This is a genomic window from Pseudocalidococcus azoricus BACA0444 (genome assembly GCF_031729055.1).
In the GTDB taxonomy this organism is placed as follows: Bacteria; Cyanobacteriota; Cyanobacteriia; order Thermosynechococcales; family Thermosynechococcaceae; genus Pseudocalidococcus; species Pseudocalidococcus azoricus.
This window is the reverse complement of record NZ_JAVMIP010000004.1, coordinates 196,653-213,979: the sequence shown is the minus strand read 5'-3', so window position 1 is coordinate 213,979 and position 17,327 is coordinate 196,653. Positions and strand designations below refer to the sequence as shown.

At 49.2% G+C, this 17,327-nt stretch carries 14 protein-coding genes and 1 pseudogene; 8 read left to right on the top strand and 7 right to left on the bottom strand.

The genetic code is table 11. The features are described 5' to 3' along the window. Window positions 1-30: 30 nt before the first annotated feature. Both RIF25_RS07085 and RIF25_RS07080 read right to left on the bottom strand, forming a co-directional pair. Window positions 31-336: a type I restriction enzyme subunit R domain-containing protein gene (locus RIF25_RS07085; protein ID WP_407682356.1), complete on the bottom strand. Its 306-nt coding sequence runs from the start codon at window positions 334-336 to the stop codon at window positions 31-33. 49 nt (window positions 337-385) lie between these two features. Continuing rightward, window positions 386-1,103 (bottom strand): annotated as a pseudogene (locus tag RIF25_RS07080) (type I restriction endonuclease); the annotation flags it as partial. 205 nt (window positions 1,104-1,308) lie between these two features. Between RIF25_RS07080 and RIF25_RS07075 the strand changes: the two are divergent. Continuing rightward, window positions 1,309-1,677: a YccF domain-containing protein gene (locus RIF25_RS07075; protein WP_322877846.1), complete on the top strand. Its 369-nt coding sequence runs from the start codon at window positions 1,309-1,311 to the stop codon at window positions 1,675-1,677. Here RIF25_RS07075 and uvrA read toward each other — a convergent pair. Then, entirely contained in the window at window positions 1,674-4,676 is a 3,003-nt protein-coding gene (gene uvrA / locus RIF25_RS07070; protein ID WP_322877845.1) for an excinuclease ABC subunit UvrA, read from the bottom strand. The two genes, RIF25_RS07075 and uvrA, sit on opposite strands and share 4 nt — an antisense overlap. A gap of 317 nt (window positions 4,677-4,993) precedes the next feature. Between uvrA and RIF25_RS07065 the strand changes: the two genes are divergently transcribed. Further along, window positions 4,994-5,548, top strand: coding sequence for a glutathione S-transferase family protein (locus RIF25_RS07065; protein WP_407682355.1), 555 nt, complete (start codon window positions 4,994-4,996; stop codon window positions 5,546-5,548). After that, window positions 5,548-5,973: a DUF3531 family protein gene (locus RIF25_RS07060; RefSeq protein ID WP_322877843.1), complete on the top strand. Its 426-nt coding sequence runs from the start codon at window positions 5,548-5,550 to the stop codon at window positions 5,971-5,973. The genes RIF25_RS07065 and RIF25_RS07060 overlap by 1 nt, the downstream gene beginning before the upstream one ends. Window positions 5,974-6,355: 382 nt before the next feature. On the opposite strand, the gene RIF25_RS07055 is transcribed toward RIF25_RS07060, so the two are convergent. Continuing rightward, window positions 6,356-7,984, bottom strand: a complete 1,629-nt coding sequence (locus tag RIF25_RS07055; protein ID WP_322877842.1) for a peptide chain release factor 3 — start codon at window positions 7,982-7,984, stop codon at window positions 6,356-6,358. A gap of 247 nt (window positions 7,985-8,231) precedes the next feature. On the opposite strand from RIF25_RS07055, the gene RIF25_RS07050 reads away from it, so the two are divergent. Next, on the top strand, window positions 8,232-8,699 hold the full coding sequence (locus RIF25_RS07050; protein WP_322877841.1) for a class I SAM-dependent methyltransferase: 468 nt from the start codon (window positions 8,232-8,234) through the stop codon (window positions 8,697-8,699). Then, entirely contained in the window at window positions 8,692-9,108 is a 417-nt protein-coding gene (locus RIF25_RS07045) for a VOC family protein (protein ID WP_322877840.1), read from the top strand. The genes RIF25_RS07050 and RIF25_RS07045 overlap by 8 nt, the downstream gene beginning before the upstream one ends. Window positions 9,109-9,146: 38 nt before the next feature. Here the strand turns inward: RIF25_RS07045 and RIF25_RS07040 are convergent, their stop codons facing one another. Together RIF25_RS07040 and RIF25_RS07035 are read right to left on the bottom strand one after the other, a co-directional pair. Then, window positions 9,147-10,262: a glycosyltransferase family 4 protein gene (locus RIF25_RS07040; RefSeq protein ID WP_322877839.1), complete on the bottom strand. Its 1,116-nt coding sequence runs from the start codon at window positions 10,260-10,262 to the stop codon at window positions 9,147-9,149. 25 nt (window positions 10,263-10,287) lie between these two features. Beyond that, a complete protein-coding gene (locus RIF25_RS07035) occupies window positions 10,288-11,046 on the bottom strand; it encodes an HAD family hydrolase (RefSeq protein ID WP_322877838.1) in 759 nt (252 codons plus the stop codon). Between the two features lie 202 nt (window positions 11,047-11,248). Here RIF25_RS07035 and RIF25_RS07030 point away from each other — a divergent pair, with 202 nt between their 5' ends. The 3 genes from RIF25_RS07030 (at window position 11,249) to RIF25_RS07020 (ending at window position 16,005) form a co-directional block, all read left to right on the top strand. Continuing rightward, entirely contained in the window at window positions 11,249-12,796 is a 1,548-nt protein-coding gene (locus tag RIF25_RS07030) for an NAD(P)H-quinone oxidoreductase subunit N (RefSeq protein WP_322877837.1), read from the top strand. A 141-nt stretch (window positions 12,797-12,937) separates the two neighbouring features. After that, window positions 12,938-15,382 carry an endonuclease MutS2 gene (locus tag RIF25_RS07025; protein WP_322877836.1) on the top strand — a complete coding sequence of 815 codons (2,445 nt, stop codon included), beginning with the start codon at window positions 12,938-12,940 and terminating at the stop codon, window positions 15,380-15,382. A gap of 59 nt (window positions 15,383-15,441) precedes the next feature. After that, on the top strand, window positions 15,442-16,005 hold the full coding sequence (locus RIF25_RS07020) for a Uma2 family endonuclease (RefSeq protein ID WP_322877835.1): 564 nt from the start codon (window positions 15,442-15,444) through the stop codon (window positions 16,003-16,005). Window positions 16,006-16,117: 112 nt separating this feature from the next. Here the strand turns inward: RIF25_RS07020 and RIF25_RS07015 are convergent, their stop codons facing one another. Next, window positions 16,118-17,119 carry a phosphoribulokinase gene (locus tag RIF25_RS07015; protein ID WP_322877834.1) on the bottom strand — a complete coding sequence of 334 codons (1,002 nt, stop codon included), beginning with the start codon at window positions 17,117-17,119 and terminating at the stop codon, window positions 16,118-16,120. Between the last annotated feature and the right edge of the window lie 208 nt (window positions 17,120-17,327).

Sequence of the window (17,327 nt, the reverse complement as noted above, 5' to 3'; positions counted from 1 at the left end):
TAGGGTTATCCAAGACACATTCTTATTTTCTCATATTTGAAAACGGATTGCTATATCCAGCTTTTTCATAGATGTTGCTAACTTCGAGATCACGACCGGAGCCGGATACACCAGCCAGATTTCCCTTGCCTTCTCCTTGAAGTTGCCCGAAAATAGCTCAATGGCCTGGTTCACCGCTTCCTGCTGCTGCCGAAAATCGAGGATATTACCGTAGGGCTTCGTGTCATTGAGGATGCGATTGGTGCGGGAGAAGGCCTGGATCAGTCCGTCATACTTCAGGTTTTTATCCACATAGAGCGTATTCAAAAAGGGCGAATCAAACCCCGTTAGCAACATATCCACCACAATAGATTTGGTAGGGCCGCATCATCATCAGCTTTTGTTAACTGGCCACCAGTACCATGTAGCGGCTAATCATCTGCCCCAGCGTACATTTAGCCAAAAAGGTTTCAGCAAAGCTATCCAGGTGGGTGATTTTCCGATTGTCCTGACCCGCAAATTGATAGAGGGGTAAAAATTGCTCATCGGCATTAAAGCTAAAGTGGCGGGGGTTATTGTTGGCAAAGTACCACGTATCACTACGGTTGCTGACGATGAACAACTGGATAAAACAAAGCAGCGTCCGAGTGTAGCCATTCCCTGGGTCATTTTTGTAATCCACAATCTGCTGCATCGCCCGCCGGGGGCTAATGGTTAGGGTCTTGAGTTCAATGTGAACCGCCGGAACCCCATTAATCAAAAGGATTACATCATAGCGGTGGTGACTGCTGGCCGTATTGATCCGCAGTTGGTTCACCACTTCAAAGGACTTCTTACACCAATCTCTGATGTTGACCAGAGTGTAGAACAACGGTGTTCCATCATCTCGCTCAAAGCTATTCCGTTCCCGCAAATGTCGGGCCGCTGTAAACACATCGGACGTAATGATTTGGTCTAAAAGTCGGGAAAACTCGCCATCACTCAGGTGGACTTGGTTTAAAGCTTCAAACTTGGCCTGGAAATTCTGCTCTAGTGCGGCTAAATCTCGAATATTGGGGCGGTTAGGTGTACTTCAAGTCACCCAGCTTTTCGATTAGGGCTTGTTCAATTTGCTGCTCTATCATACAAGCAATTGGAAAGTCATTGATTGGAAGCGACTCAGTCTAGATTGAACGATAAAATAAATGGTTTAAGCCTTATTTTAGATACTTTAAAGCTTTGATGTCCCAGGCCTGGATCGGCTGTCCCGACTATCGCTAAATTTCTAGGCTTGACGGGGAAATTATAGAATGAGAGTCAGGGTGTTAAGTTCATGAGGAAAGTCGGACAATGAGCTTAGTTGGGAACATAATCTGGTTGATCTTTGGTGGTTTTATCAGCGGCGTAGCTTACATTATTGGTGGTATTAGTCTTTGCATTACCATTATTGGGATTCCCTTTGGCTTAAAGGCGATTGACTTGGGACTCAGTACATTCTTACCCTTTGGAAAGGAGGTGATTGAGAAGCCCGCTGCCAACAGTACCCTAGGAATGATTTTTAATATAATTTGGTTGGTTGTCTTTGGTTGGGGAATTGCCTTGAATCACCTCGTCTGGGGATTGATTATGGCGATTACGATTGTCGGTTTACCCTTTGCTCGCCAGCATTTTAAGTTAATGATTCTGGCTCTGCTGCCTTTTGGACGGGAACTGAGTTAATCTGCCCGGGGTGGGTGTTGGCCCAGAATAGTTTTGAGGTATTGGCCAGTGTAAGAGTTGGGGTTGATAGCCACTTGCTCCGGTGTCCCAGTTGCAACCAATTGCCCCCCCCTTGCCCCGCCTTCCGGCCCGAGATCAATAATCCAATCGGAGCAGCGAATGACATCCAGGTTATGTTCAATCACCAGCACCGAGTTACCTTTATCCACCAGCCGTTGGAGGACATCTAGGAGCTTGTGAACATCGTAAAAGGAGAGTCCTGTGGTTGGCTCATCAATTAAATAAAGGGTTTTACCTGTGGCCCGCCGTGAGAGTTCCGTAGCTAGTTTGACCCGTTGGGCCTCTCCCCCCGAAAGAGTGGGTGCAGTTTGTCCGACTTTGACGTAGCCCAGGCCCACATCCACTAAGGTTTGTAATTTACTCACGGCTTTGGGAATATTGATGAAAAACTCCAGGGCTTCAGCGGCGGTCATTTGCAAAACATCGGCAATGGATTTCCCTTTGAACTTGACTTGCAGAGTTTCCCGGTTATAGCGCGCCCCTTTACAAACATCACATTGGACATAGACATCGGGGAGGAAATTCATCTCGATCACGTTTACCCCTTGTCCGCCACAGGCCTCGCACCGCCCCCCTTTGACATTGAACGAGAATCGGCCGGGTTTATAGCCCCTGGCTTTGGCTTCTACGGTTTCGGCAAAGACCTCTCGGATCACGTCAAACACGCCAGTATAGGTGGCCGGATTAGAGCGGGGTGTGCGGCCAATGGGAGACTGATCAATCACAATGGCTTTATCTAGGGCGTTCAATCCCTTAATTCCGGTCATTTCTTTGGGCAGCGGAACCTTATGACCAAAATGGTGTTGCAAAGCCGGGTAGAGGAGTTCATTCATCAAGGTGGATTTACCGGATCCGGACACCCCCGTAATGCAGATCAATTTGCCCAGAGGAATTTCCACGTCAATGTTTTTCAGGTTGTGGCGATGGGCGTTTTTAATTTCGATGCTACGGTTATTCCCCGGCCGGCGCTCTCTGGGCGTTTCAATCGCACTCCGACCCGATAAATAAGCTCCAGTCAGAGATTCGGATGATTCCAGAATGTTTTCTAATTGCCCTTGGGCGACTATTTTTCCGCCATGCACCCCAGCCCCCGGCCCAATATCAACTAAATGATCGGCGGCGCGAATCGTTTCTTCATCGTGTTCAACCACAATCAGGGTGTTGCCCAAGTCCCGCAGCTTGAAGAGAGTGTTGAGGAGTCGGGTATTATCGCGCTGATGCAGGCCAATGCTCGGTTCATCCAAGACATACAAGACCCCCGTTAAGCCTGAGCCAATCTGAGTCGCAAGTCGGATCCGTTGGGCTTCTCCGCCTGAAAGTGTGGCCGCACTGCGATCCAGGGTTAAATAATCCAATCCGACATCCAGCAAAAACTGCAACCGGGCCTGGACTTCTCGGAGGGCTAAATCGGCAATCTGGGCCTGGCGCGGCGAAAGTTTCAGATTTTGGACTCGCTCTTTGGCTTCGAGAACCGACACACTGGTTAAATCCGGTAAGGCATATTGACCCAAGCGCACCGCCAAGGCTTCTGGTTTCAGACGTTTTCCTTCACAGACTTCACAGGCCTGGTCAACGAGATACTGCTCTAGCTTTTGCTTAAATAACTCTGAGGTGGTTTCGTCATATTGATTTTGGAGGATGGCCAACACCCCCGGAAATTTTTTGTAATAGCCGCGCCGTTCCCGATAGCGAGAATCCACTTCGACAAAAATGGGGTCTTTAGTGCCGTAGAGTATGATTTCCTCTTGGAGTTTAGTGAGTTTGTTCCAGGGGGTCTGAATATCAAACTCAAAGGCCTGGGCAACACTATAAAGCAAGGAAAAATAGTAACTGTTATCTTTCTCGGCCCACGGCGCAATCGCAGCATAAACGGGGAGTTCGGGGTTGGGAATGATCAAATCCGGCGAAAAACAACGCAAGGATCCCAGGCCATGGCAGTTCGGGCAAGCTCCATAGGGGGAATTAAACGAAAATAACCGCGGCGACAACTCATCCATGACGGCCCCATGTTCGGGACAGGCAAAATTCTCGGAAAAGACCAACTGAGTTGGGGTCTGATACTGGCCTGGGGGTTCCGCTGCCGTTAAGGTGATCAGGTCTTCGGGATTGGGTGACTCGCTGGATGCGGAAACAACCGTTAATTGGAGTTTGCTCTCAGTCATTAAATCAATGATGGCAATCCCTTCGGCGTGTTTCAGGGCGGTGGCTAAGGAATCGGTGAGGCGTTCTTGAATCCCCAGTTTTTTAATCAGGCGATCAACGACAATTTCAATCGTATGGCTGTGGTTTTTGTCCAGTTCAATCGAGTCGCTCAGTTCCCGGATTTCCCCATTAATTCGCACCCGACTGAAGCCCTCACTGGCCAAACTGGAGAGGAGTTTTTTATGAGTCCCTTTCTTGCCCCTGACCATCGGCGCGAGAATCAGAAACTTTTGTCCATCCGCCAGGCCAAGAACTTGATCCACCATCTGATCAATGGTTTGGGGAGAAATGGGCCGATCACAATGGGGACAATGGGGTTCACCGGCCCGGCCATAGAGCAGACGCAAATAATCATAAATTTCGGTGACGGTGCCCACAGTTGAACGGGGGTTATGGCTGGTGGACTTTTGATCAATAGAAATCGCCGGACTTAAGCCCTCAATCGCATCCACATCCGGTTTATCCAGTTGTCCTAAAAACTGTCTGGCATAGGCACTCAAGGACTCCACATACCGCCGCTGCCCCTCGGCAAAAATCGTGTCAAAGGCCAAGGAAGATTTTCCCGACCCCGAAACCCCAGTAAAGACAATCAACTGATCCCGCGGGAGTTCCAAATCAACATTTTTGAGGTTGTGTTGGCGGGCCCCTCGAATCCGGATCAAATTAGGAACAGCAAGCAAAGCAGGTGTGTTCAGGGTTGCGTTGGGTGCTGGTTGAGACTGGCGGTGTTTGGGCATAAGGAATTCTTGGCCAACAAAAGACGCGGTAAAGCTAGAACAGTTCTCTGGGGCTAGGGAGAATATACACGATTTGTAGAATAATTAACCGCGCTCTGTAGATTATAGAGCATTCCCCACTGAGGGCTGGTTTGGAGCTAGTCAAGGGGGGGCATCAGACCTGTCTAGCAAAATAAAATGTTGCTTGAGCGGAAAAAGGCTTCTTAGTCCGTTGCGGCAAACTCAAACTGAGGCGGATCCCAAAGAAAAGATTGTGACTGTCATGCTGTGGCCTGGTTTGCGGTAGGTTAGCTATGGCGCAGTTCAAGGGAGTTTTTATGATTCAACTGTATGGTGGCCAACAAACCCGAGCCGCAATTGTCCGCTGGTACTTAGAAGAACTGGGCATTCCCTACGAATTTGTCGTCATGGACATGAAAGCTGGGGCCCATAAACAGCCGGATTTTCTGGCCATTAACCCGATGGGCAAAGTTCCGGCCTTGGTGGATGGCGAGGTGAAACTTTGGGAATCTGGGGCGATTTTGCTCTATCTCGCTGACTCTCAGGAGAAAATGCCAGAGGATGCAGGGGCACGTGGACAAGTTTACCAATGGGTGCTTTTTGCCAATTCCACTCTCCCCCAGGCCATGACGGGAGAAGCAAAAGAAACTCAACTCCCCAAACTCCTAACAGCCTTAGATGCAGCGTTGACTGGAAAAGAATTTTTAGTGGGAGATACCTTAACAGTAGCCGATGTGGCAATGGCTAGTATCCTTAGTTATGCTCAGATGCTCTTTCAGATAGATTTTTCTCCCTATTCGGCAGTTCAATCCTACTTGGGGGGGATGACTGAGCGGTCAGCATTTCGGAAAGGGATTATGGGGCAAGACTAATGGAGATCCAGTTTCGGGAATTTAACCCCTTTGATGTCTGGATTTGGGTCGAGCTGGCGGATTTTCCCACCCCCGTTGAGCAACAGTACCTGGAAGAGGTCTTTAATTCCTGGTTTTTCCTCGGCAAGTTGGGTGGATTTAATGCCGAAAACTTACAAGTCCAAGATACGGGCCTGGAACTGAGTTTTATGGACTATGACAGCCAGGCCCAATCCCATTCCTTAGTAGCCTTAATGCACAATATGGGCGAGTTTGAATATCAAGACCTCTGGGCTAGATGTTGGTTTGATCTCGGTACCAGTGACGCTTTGGCTCTGGATGTTTTGATTAATGCCCTGAATCAGTTTAGTTTAGATTACCTACCCTTAAGGCGACTGATTATTGGGGGTGAAAATGCGGATTGGCCGATTGAAGAACCTTCCTAACCTGTTCCCCATCCAGGATTCTCATCGCATCGGATAACGTCTGTAACTATAGCGTTACGCAGGCTGTTCTGAGGGAGTAGAAATGTCAAAAAGACTGCCCATAAAGCATTTTCTGACTTGTCCCCATCTCATCCTAAATGAGTAACCCTATATCTGGCTGAAACCGACCCTGAAAATTTTGCCCGATGGTTAATCTCAGATTCAAAGGCAATTAGATTCTGCTTAAAATGCCTATTCTCAGAGTCACATGCACCAAGCTTTATAGCGTTACACAGACTGTTCTGACGCGTGAAAATGTTCAAAGTTTCACCAGTGAGAGGTTTTCTGACTTGCTCTTAAGCGGCCCTAGAGGTCAAATTACTAACTACTAAGATACCCATCCTTAACGACTTCTGACGGCTTCACTGGCGAACCCAATCGGGGCAATCCGACTTAATCGTAACTTAGGATGATCGGTTTCCATCTGTTGGACATTCCATTCATTTTTGAACAGTAAAACCGGCCGCTCCCAATTATCCTGAACTGTTAAGGCATTAAAAATCCGTCCCGCCGCTTCCAAAGCTGGCCAGCCATCCACAACCCAACGGGCCACGGTATAGGGCAAGGGGTCTAGACGAGTTTCCACCCCATATTCATTCATCAAGCGAAATTGTACAACTTCAAATTGGAGTTGCCCCACCGCGGCTAAGATGGGTTCTCGTTTGGTTGGATCCGTGGCATACATAATTTGCACCGCCCCCTCTTCCCGGAGTTCGTTCACCCCTTTTTGAAATTGTTTGAATTTGGAGGGGTTGGGGTTGCGGAGATAGGCAAAAATTTCCGGGGAAAAACAGGGAATCCCTTCATACTCCAGTTTGGGGCCGACATAAAGCGTATCGCCAATCGCAAACATTCCCGGATTGTTGAGACCAATGACATCCCCCGGATAAGCGGTTTCAATGGATTCCCGGCCTTGGGCAAAGAGTTTTTGAGGACGGGATAACCTGAGGCTTTTGCCAGTCCGAGCATGGGAGACGTTCATATCTTTTTCAAACTTGCCGGAGCAAACCCGAATAAACGCCACCCGATCCCGATGTTTTGGATCCATGTTGGCCTGGAGCTTGAAAACAAAGCCGGTAAAGTTTTCGGTGGTAGGTTCAATGGCCCCCTTGCTGCTGCGATAGGCAATTGGTTTCAAGGCTTTTTCAAGGAAATGCTCTAAAAACAACTTCACGCCAAAATTAGTCATGGCACTGCCAAAGAACACCGGAGTCATTTTGCCCTGATGGATTAAGTCTAGATCTAACTCAGCCCCGACTCCATCCAGTAACTCTAACTCATCCTTAAGTTGGTGATATAAATGGGGTTCTATAAGCTGATCAATGCGGGCATCCCCCATCGGAATAATCGTTTCTTGGGCTTCTTTACGGCCATGCTCGCTGCGTTCAAACAGATGAAATTCCTGTCGCAAGCGATCATAAACCCCGCGAAATTGATCCCCAATCCCGATTGGCCACAGGACTGGAAAGGTTTGCAGGCCGAGTTCTTGTTCAATTTCATCAATCAGTTCCAAGGATTCCTGCCCCGGCCGATCCATCTTATTAATAAACGTAAAAATCGGTAAAGCCCGCAACTGGCAGACTTCAAAGAGCTTCCGAGTTTGGGGTTCCAGGCCCTTAGCCGCATCCACCAACATCACCGCATTATCCGCCGCCGCCAGAGTCCGATAGGTATCTTCACTAAAATCTTGGTGGCCGGGAGTATCGAGGAGATTGATTTGATAGCCTTGATAGTCAAATTGCAACACGGTTGAAGTAATCGAAATCCCCCGCTGTTGTTCCATTTCCATCCAGTCTGAGGTGGCATGGCGTTGGGCGCGGCGGGCTTTGACGGCTCCGGCCTGGTGGATGGCTCCCCCGTAGAGCAAAAGTTTTTCGGTCAATGTGGTTTTACCCGCATCGGGATGGGAAATAATCGCAAAGTTACGGCGGCTGGCGACTGCGGCTTGAATTTCCTGGGCTAATTCGCTCATTGTCTCTATTTGGGTGCTCTAATCCGGTTGCTACTCTTTCTTGAACCTAGCAGATCTGGGGATAGACTTTGTTAAGATGATTTTCTCGGTCTTAATCTTTATCGCCCTAGCCCCAATTACAATTGGCCTGGGGAATAAATCGTGATCCTTGGTCTGTCATGGGTTAGAATTCAACCTCGTCTAAGCTGATATTGTCGGATCGTCGTTAAATCATGTCGCCGGGACTCAATTAAAGGACTTGTGATTCATGCTCAGTAAAGCAGAAACCATCACCAAAGTGACCACTATGTTTAACTCTGCTGCTGATTATTTTGATGCTCCGGCCCTATCGTTTTGGCATTGTTATGGGCAAAAAACCATTGATTACCTTGCGCCCAGGCCTGGGGATCGGGTTTTACATGTGTGCTGTGGTTCGGGGGCTTCGGCAATTTCCGTCCCGCGTGCTGTTGGGGCTTCTGGGCGGGTGTTGGGCGTTGATTTGGCTGAAGCCTTACTGGAGTTAGCCCGGCAAAAGGCCGAATATCAGGGCCTGGCAAATATTGAGTTTAGGGCCGGAGACTTTGAAAATTTGGGTTTACCGGATACCAGTTTTGATCGGGTGATCTGTGTTTTTGGCATCTTTTTTGTCCCAGATATGGCGGCGGTGCAATCGAGGTCTGATATGCAGTTGCTCAAAAATCTAAATTCGCAAACAGGACTCAACCGTGATGATTGATATTGGCCTGACTCATGTCGCGCTCCCGGTGACTGATGTTGAACAAAGTATTAGGTTTTATTCGACATACGCTGGAATGCAGGTTATTCACCGCCGCATTGATCAGGAAACAGGTGTTAATTTTGTCTGGCTTTCGGATAGCACCCGGCCGTTTGCCATTGTGCTCATTCAAACCAACCGATTACAAACGATTTTGTCGCCCCTGGCCCATCTCGGAGTTGGCTGCCCAAGTAGGGAGATGGTGGACTCTCTTTGTTCAAAAGCAAAACAGGAGGGTATCCTCATTCAGAAACCACAAGACTCAGGCTATCCAACCGGATATTGGGCTTTTTTGCGAGATCCGGATGGTCACACCCTTGAATTATCCTATGGACAAGAAATTGGATTGACTCTTGAACAATCTTCATAAAAGGATGCTCTAATGTCCAGTCGCCATCTTGATTGGGGTCAACAGGATGCAATAACCTTCATCGCCTGCTGGACTGAATTTTTCCAAGTCAGGGCCTGGGCTTGTTCATATCCTTTGCGGCGTAACTCTCGTTGTAGTTCTGGATGATTAATCAGTTTGATAATGGCTTCTGCAATCGTTTCTGGAGAACTGGCCTGGCAATAGATCGCAGCCTCCTGACAACGCTCTTTCAAAGCAGGAATATCCGAGACAATCACTGGACAACCACAGGCCATGGCTTCCAAGGGCGGCAATCCTGAAGCTTCATAAAAAGAGGGATAAACCAGGCCTTGAGCGGCTTTGTAATAACTAATTAACGTCCGATCATCGACCGTGCCGACAAAATGAACGCGATCTTTTAATGATGTGGGTAGCTCTAACTGAATGGCTTGATAAATACTTGGCCGGCCCCCAACCATGACAAAATCCAAGCTCTTTTGTTGATTGACCTGTTCCGCCGCCTTGAGAATGCCAGTTAAATTCTTCCGGGCTGACAGCGTTCCCACCGCCAACATAAACGGGCGACCGATTGGTTTCATTGGAGCAATCGCTTCTAAATCTAAATCATCAGGCCAGTGACCATTGGGGATGGGGTATAGGCGTGACTTGGCCTGGGGATAGACATCTAAAATTGCCTTGGCTTCGGTTTGCGACACGGTGAGCATAGCATCAGCTCTGGCCATGATCAGGGGAGTGAGGAGGTTATAGGTCAACTGATACAGCCTTGAGTAGGATTCGGGAAATTTTTGGAAGGATAAATCATGGATGGTTACGACTGTCTTTTGGGGACTGATTAATGACAGGATCGGGGCCATATTGCCCAAATTAATTAAGACCTGATCACGGGCATAAAGGGGTAACTCCAACTGCTCCCAGAAATAACCATTGCTAAAACCAACTTGTTTAATTTGAATTGCTTGAAGATTTAACTTACCCAGGCCTGGTTTAATATGCTGCCCCCTAGGAACATAGAGAGTAACCTGCCAATCCGATCCGGCAATTTCCCCAGAGATCAAGAGGTGATCAAGGGCTTTGACCCAACAGCGAGCATACCGTTGCACCCCTGTTAACGGCTGACTAAGAAAGCGGCCATTGATCCCCAGAGAGTAGTCCATCTAGTTTTGAAGCTATACCATTCAGTTAGCGGGGCAAGGCCTGGCAGAGGTCAAGGTTAAGATAAGTACGGCCTTGGGGATTACCGGCCAAAACTCGAAAGGGCTGATCCGGCTCCCCTAGGCAATCCAAGACTAAGGCTGCTCCCGAGAAATCATGGGACTGGGTATAGCCATTCACCGTCACCACCGTAGCCAGGCCAGCCTTTTGGGCCGAAATTAACCCATTCTCAGAATCTTCAAAGGCTAAACAATCTTCAGGGGCAAGGCCCATCTTTTCTAGAGCATAGTGATAAATATCAGGCGCAGGTTTTTTGGCCGGAACAATATCCCCCGCGGCAATGACCTCGAACCAAGCAATACTCTCTGAACCAAGGGTATGTTCTAACAGGGCTGTGACATTGGCCGGGGTGGTGGTGGTGGCAATGGCCAGACGGTATCCAGCGATACGGGCTTCATTTAAGAGACGCTTGACCCCAGGCCGGAGAGGAATTGCCCCAGTGGCCAGAAGTTCCGTGTAATGTTTGGTTTTAGCTTGATGGAGTTGGGCAATTAAATCCGTCAAGTTGGCAGGTTGGGGCCAGTCGCGCCGAAATTGATCCAGGTAATAGCGCATCCGTTCTTTGCCCCCAGTGACCGCCAAGAGTTGCCCGTACAGATCAACTGACCAATCCCAGTCCAGGCCAGCCTCTTGAAACGCCCGATTAAAGGCGACCCGATGCCCATCCCGCTCCGTATCTGCCAATGTGCCATCCACATCAAAAACTAGGGCTTGCCACTTTGCCATGCTTGTACTCAACCAGAGGTAATCACCCTTTTTATTAAACGATGAAAGTGCCGCCTTCTCCCCTGCCCCACTTGCCCTGCTTACCCAGCCATTGTTGAATTTAATTACAAGATTAAGAACTCGCAATATCAGCTAACCATCTCCCCTGGAGCCTTTGGGGTAAGATACATTTGACCAACAGTGCAACTCGGAACAACATCCCATGGATCTCACCACCCTAGCGACCCAATTGAATGTCGGGGCGATCTTGCCAGAAACTATCGTGATCCTGACTCTCCTAGTGGTTTTAGTGACCGATCTGATCATCGGCCGACAGTCGGATCGCTGGACTTCATACATTGCCGTGACTGGCTTACTAGCCTCTGTGGGCGCAATGGTCTTGCAGTGGAACCAAGTGGAAACCGCTTCATTTTTAGGCAGTTTTCGCAGTGATAACCTCAGCTTGCTATTTCGGGGAATTATTGCCCTCTCCAGTGTGGTGACAATCTTGATGTCCATGCGCTATGTCGAACAAACGGGGAGTGCCTTGGGTGAGTTTTTAACAGTCCTGTTAACGGCCACAGTCGGGGGGATGTTCCTGGCCGGAGCAGAAGAACTGGTGATGATTTTTGTTTCCCTAGAAACCTTGAGTATTGCCTCCTACATCATGACGGGTTACATGAAGCGGGATTTGCGCTCCAATGAAGCCTCTTTGAAATATCTCTTAATTGGGGCGGCCAGTTCGGCAATTTTCCTCTATGGCTCCTCCCTGCTCTATGGTCTTTCGGGGGGTTCAACCTCATTGGTGTCCATTGCTGGGGCGATTTCGGGACAATCCTTGGGCCTCCTGATTGCCTTGGTGTTTGTGATTGCGGGGATTAGTTTTAAGATTTCGGCGGTTCCCTTTCACCAGTGGACTCCTGATGTCTATGAAGGTGCGCCGACTCCGGTGGTGGCCTTTTTATCGGTGGGGTCTAAAGCGGCTGGGTTTGCCTTGGCAATTCGCTTCTTAACCTTAGCGTTCCCCAGTTTAGCGGCCGACTGGCAGGTGATTTTTACGGTCTTAGCCATCCTGAGCATGATTTTGGGAAATGTGGTCGCCCTGGCCCAAACCAGCATGAAGCGGATGTTGGCCTATTCCTCCATTGCCCAGGCCGGGTTTGTGATGATTGGCTTTTTAATTGGCACAGAGGCCGGTTATGCCAGCATGATGTTTTATCTGTTGATTTACCTGTTCATGAACCTGGGTGCTTTTACTTGCATCATTCTTTTCTCACTGCGGACAGGTACAGATGACATTAATGAATATGCCGGTTTGTATCAAAAAGATCCACTCTTAACCTTGGGTTTAAGCCTCTGTCTTCTCTCCCTCGGCGGGATTCCCCCCTTGGCTGGGTTCTTTGGTAAGCTCTATCTCTTCTGGGCAGGTTGGCAAGCCGGGGCCTATGGCCTGGTATTGTTGGGCTTGTTAACCAGCGTGATCTCGATCTACTACTACATCCGAGTGGTCAAGATGATGGTGGTTAAGGAACCCCAAGAAATGTCGGAAGCGGTGAAAAATTACCCTGAAATTAACTGGAAAGCCTTTGGGATGAGGCCGTTACAGGTTGGGTTGATTGTCACCGTAATTGCCACCTCTTTGGCCGGTATTTTAGGCAATCCCTTGTTTAATCTGGTCAACGCCTCCGTCACGACTATTCCCACCTTTAATGCCATGATGCACCCCCCAGCGATTTCTGTAGCTGCCCTACCGCCAAAAGAGGATCTCTAGACTCAAGGGCATCAGGGTAATTTCGGCCGGGCCGGGGTGGCTCATTCCCTCAGCCAGATCAGCGGGTCTGTTGGGGATCAGTCTTTTTTGCCGATCACGTTAATCTAGTAAGAGCGGAGTTTGGAGCTAGGGCTAGAACAGTTGCCAGAATTCTCACCATCTCTAGAAACAAGTTTTCGGGCCATCAACCACCACCTGGAGCGCAAAACACAATCACGTTTAGACTGGCCACGGCTATGTCAACATCTGGCAACGTTTACCTCGACTAAATTGGGAGCCGAACAGGCCCAGGCCTGGCAACCAGCCTCCAGCCTATTGGCCTCTCAACAACTCCTAGCTCAAACTGAAGATGCCTATAAACTCTGCACCTACTATTTACGGGAATTAGACTTTAGCCAGATCAAAAATATTCACTCCGGTTTAGACCGTGCCGCTCACCAAGGAGTCCTCACCCCAGCGGAATTATTAGAGATTGCCCAAACCCAGGCCGGGAGCCGGAACTTACGCCGCGTTGTAGATAGCTATGCCGACCTCAGCGCACTCCAGGCCCTTCTGGCCGATTTACGCACCTTTCCCCAACTGGAGCAAGAAATCCATCGGTGTATTACGGAACAAGGTGAAGTTAGCGAGCGGGCTAGCCCTCAGTTAGGGGCAATCCGGCAACACCAACAACAAATTCGCGGGCAAATTCACCAACAACTCCAGCAGCTAATCCACCGCAAACATACCGCCCTCCAAGATACTGTCATCACCCAGCGGGCCGAGCGTTATGTCTTACCCGTGAAAGCCCCCCAACGCGATGCTGTCCCGGGGATTGTTCATGATGTCTCCACCAGTGGCGCGACCCTCTATATTGAACCCCAGACCACCGTTGAGCTTAACAATCGCCTCAGACAATTAGCCCGCCAGGCCGAACAGGAAGAATACCGCATCCGGGAAATCCTCAGCCAGCAAGTCACCGAAGTCGTTCTGGAATTGCAGCAAGGGCTAGACATGATCACCCAACTGGATCTGGCCGTTGCCCGGGCCCGCTATGGACTTTGGTTGAATGGCAATATCCCCCGATTTGTCCAACTGGATGAACCGATTCACCTGCGGAATTTACGACATCCCCTCCTAATTTGGCAGCAACAACAGGAACAGGGGGCCACAGTCGTCCCAATTACCATTGATATTGCTCCCCCGATAAAAGTTGTCACCATTACCGGCCCCAACACGGGGGGGAAAACCGCAACCTTAAAAACCTTGGGCCTGGTGGCATTGATGGCCAAGGCTGGCTTGATGATTCCGGCGGCTGAACCCGTAGAACTGCCCTGGTTTAGACAGGTATTAGCAGATATCGGCGATGAACAATCCCTACAGCAAAACCTTTCGACCTTTTCTGGGCATATTCGCACCATTAGCCAAATTCTCCAGGCCCTCGGGGAGCAATCTCACCTGAATCATGCGGCCCTTGTGCTATTGGATGAAGTTGGGGCCGGGACAGATCCCAGTGAAGGAACCGCCTTAGCCATCGCCCTCTTAACCCACTTGGCAGACCAGGCCCAACTCACCATCGCCACGACCCATTACGGGGAACTCAAGGCCCTCAAATATCAAGATGCCCGGTTTGAAAATGCCTCCGTAGAGTTTGACCCAGAGACCCTCGCGCCCACCTACCGGCTTTTGTGGGGAATTCCCGGTCGCTCCAATGCCCTAGCTATTGCCCAACGCTTAGGCCTGAACCCAGATGTGATTGCCACTGCCACCCAGGCCCTGCCCGCGGATCAAGATCAAGTCAATCAAGTTATTGCTGGCCTGGAAGCCCAACGCCGCCAACAGGAAGCCAAAGCCAGCACCGCCAGTCAACTCCTTGCCGCCACAGAAAAACTACACCAGGAACTCTTGACTAAAACCGAGCAACTTCGGCAACGGGAACAACATCTCCGCCAGCATCAGGAACAAACCATTGCCCAGGCCATCGCCCAAGCCCAGGCCGAGATTGCCCAACTCATTAAAAAACTCCAAGCCGGCCCCCAAACTGCCCAAGCCGCCGCCCAGGCCCAGAGCCAACTTAAGACAATCCAAGCTGAATATACCCCACCCCCCCCAGAACCAGTTCCAGGCTATCTACCCCAAATCGGTGAGCGGGTTCGGATTCCTAAATTGCAACAAACGGGGGAAATCATTGGCCTGGAAGACGATGCCATTGCGGTGCGCCTGGGGTTGATGAAAGTAACGGTGAAGCTAACTGATATTGAATCTTTAACAGGTGAAAAACCCCAACCCCCAGCCAAAATTACAGCCCCTCCCCCAGCCAACCCAGTTAGGGCCGAAAAAGCCCAGGAAACAATTCCAACCCTACAAACTGAGCGCAATACCCTGGATATTCGCGGACAGCGGGTTGCCAGCGCAGAGATTTTACTCGATGAAGCCTTAAATCACGGAGGGTCTGTTTTGTGGGTGATTCATGGGCATGGGACAGGCAAACTACGGCAATTTGTCCATGAGCATCTCCGCCATCATCCCCTGGTTGAGAAGTTCGAGTTTGCACCGCAAAATGAAGGCGGTCGGGGAGCTACAATCGTATATTTTCGACAATTTTAAATTGTAAGGATAGTTTAGGTAAGATTGAGACAGTTTGTTTTATTCACCTTGGCCTGGGTATGGTGACAACATCTCTGCCACTCCTCGCACTCCGAGACTTCCTAAACCTACCCGAAACAACCCCTGCTAGTGAGTATATTCAGGGTCAGATTATCCAAAAGCCAATGCCCCAGGGAGAACATAGTGCGATTCAGACTGACTTAGCGGCGGCGATCAATGCAGTACTAAAAGTAAAACAGATTGCGCGAGCCTTTACAGAGCTACGTTGTACATTTGGTGAGCGTTCAATCGTCCCAGATATTGCCGTATTTAGGTGGGAACGGATACCCCGAAATCAGCAGGGCAGAATTGCCAACATCTTTACTCTCGCGCCAGATTGGACGATTGAAATCCTCTCACCGGATCAGAGTCAAACTAAAGTCACAAAAAATATTCTCGCTTGCCTTAACTATGGCTCTCAGATGGGCTGGTTAATTGATCCTGATGAGCAATCCGTTTTTGTTTACCAACCGAATCAAGCCACACAAGTTTATGAGCAGCCCCAAGCCCAATTACCAACTCCCCTGTTTGCCCCAGAATTTAACCTAACTGTGGCGGAATTATTTAATTGGTTAATGAACTGAAAAACAATAGGCCGATCCAGTCTTACGCACCTCAGGTATAGATACATCGTTACCCCTCAGATCATTGACTCCAGCAACAACCCAAGGGGCATGATGATCAGGTTTGGGTAACTTAAAACTGGGCGGCCTGGAGCTCAGTGGCGGTTAAGCGTTCATAGGTGGCCCGCATTTTCAGGCCGGTTAAAACCTGGAATAAGCCCGTTCCATTATCGGAGCCAGGGTAATCCCGATGTTGCAGCAACAAATGTGTCATTTCGCCATAGTGCTTGGTGCTGGTATTGCTCAAATGGCTTTCGATGTAGATGACCTCGTCTAACTTGTCAAAGCGACCATCTACTTCCAAAACAGAAACACTATGACCGTAATATTCATCGGGACCATAGGCTAAACGAATTCCCGGATAGGAACAGGTCAGCTTCCGGCCACAGGGAATCCAAGAAATGGTCGAGCCTTCATCAAACAAATACACCGGATCAAAGCCCTGCACCCCATCTCGCTGTAACATCCGCACCCGGAGAATATTACCAATTTTCTCTTCTTTCACGAGTTGCGTGGGTAGAATTTGAATGACCACATCGGCATATTGCTTTTGGGGGTCAATATAAGCCATAAAATCAGGACGGCGGGCGTTAATGGAGGCTAAAACATCCTCATAGGTGTGGCCCCGTTCCGCCATATCCCGCTTGATTTTCCAGGCAATTTTAACTTCATCACTGATGTCAAGATAAACACTGAAATCCAGAAGACTGCGCACCCGTTCATCATAGAGGGGATGTAACCCTTCCAAAACAATGACGTGATTGGCTTCAATTAACTCGGGTGGATCAATGAGGCCCGTTTCATGGTTATAAATGGGCTTCATGATTGACTTGCCGTTCTTCAAATCTTTGATCTGCTCATACATCAAATCAAAGTTGTTCGCCCGAGGGTCAAGGGCCGTAATCCCCGTCTCTTTCCGCTGTTTACGATCTAGACTGTGATAGTCATCTAAACAGATTACGGTGAGGAAATCTTCGCCAAACAGATCAGTCAGTCGGCGCAAAAATGTTGATTTACCACAGCCGGAATCCCCAGCTACGCCGATTAGAACCACACGATCTGGCTGAGTGCTCATAGCGAACGGTTTCCTTAATATCCTTACAACAAGCTATAGGGGACAATACTCACTGGATGATCCCTTACTGATATTACCGGAAAACCTGTTCCAAAGCCTTGCCGTTCCCCAGAGACTTTTGATCATCAAAATCCGGCCTGGCCTGAACAACTTACCCAGCACGGGAATCTAACCTGAGCTATCCAAGGGCAGTGAGTTTCCCCTCCTT

Bases quoted from the DNA above. Each gene is read 5' to 3' on its own strand.
- RIF25_RS07085 (WP_407682356.1), bottom strand. From the start codon at position 336: ATGTTGCTAACGGGGTTTGATTCGCCCTTTTTGAATACGCTCTATGTG.
- RIF25_RS07075 (WP_322877846.1), top strand. From the start codon at position 1,309: ATGAGCTTAGTTGGGAACATAATCTGGTTGATCTTTGGTGGTTTTATC.
- uvrA (WP_322877845.1), bottom strand. From the start codon at position 4,676: ATGCCCAAACACCGCCAGTCTCAACCAGCACCCAACGCAACCCTGAAC.
- RIF25_RS07065 (WP_407682355.1), top strand. From the start codon at position 4,994: ATGATTCAACTGTATGGTGGCCAACAAACCCGAGCCGCAATTGTCCGC.
- RIF25_RS07060 (WP_322877843.1), top strand. From the start codon at position 5,548: ATGGAGATCCAGTTTCGGGAATTTAACCCCTTTGATGTCTGGATTTGG.
- RIF25_RS07055 (WP_322877842.1), bottom strand. From the start codon at position 7,984: ATGAGCGAATTAGCCCAGGAAATTCAAGCCGCAGTCGCCAGCCGCCGT.
- RIF25_RS07050 (WP_322877841.1), top strand. From the start codon at position 8,232: ATGCTCAGTAAAGCAGAAACCATCACCAAAGTGACCACTATGTTTAAC.
- RIF25_RS07045 (WP_322877840.1), top strand. From the start codon at position 8,692: ATGATTGATATTGGCCTGACTCATGTCGCGCTCCCGGTGACTGATGTT.
- RIF25_RS07040 (WP_322877839.1), bottom strand. From the start codon at position 10,262: ATGGACTACTCTCTGGGGATCAATGGCCGCTTTCTTAGTCAGCCGTTA.
- RIF25_RS07035 (WP_322877838.1), bottom strand. From the start codon at position 11,046: ATGGCAAAGTGGCAAGCCCTAGTTTTTGATGTGGATGGCACATTGGCA.
- RIF25_RS07030 (WP_322877837.1), top strand. From the start codon at position 11,249: ATGGATCTCACCACCCTAGCGACCCAATTGAATGTCGGGGCGATCTTG.
- RIF25_RS07020 (WP_322877835.1), top strand. From the start codon at position 15,442: ATGGTGACAACATCTCTGCCACTCCTCGCACTCCGAGACTTCCTAAAC.
- RIF25_RS07015 (WP_322877834.1), bottom strand. From the start codon at position 17,119: ATGAGCACTCAGCCAGATCGTGTGGTTCTAATCGGCGTAGCTGGGGAT.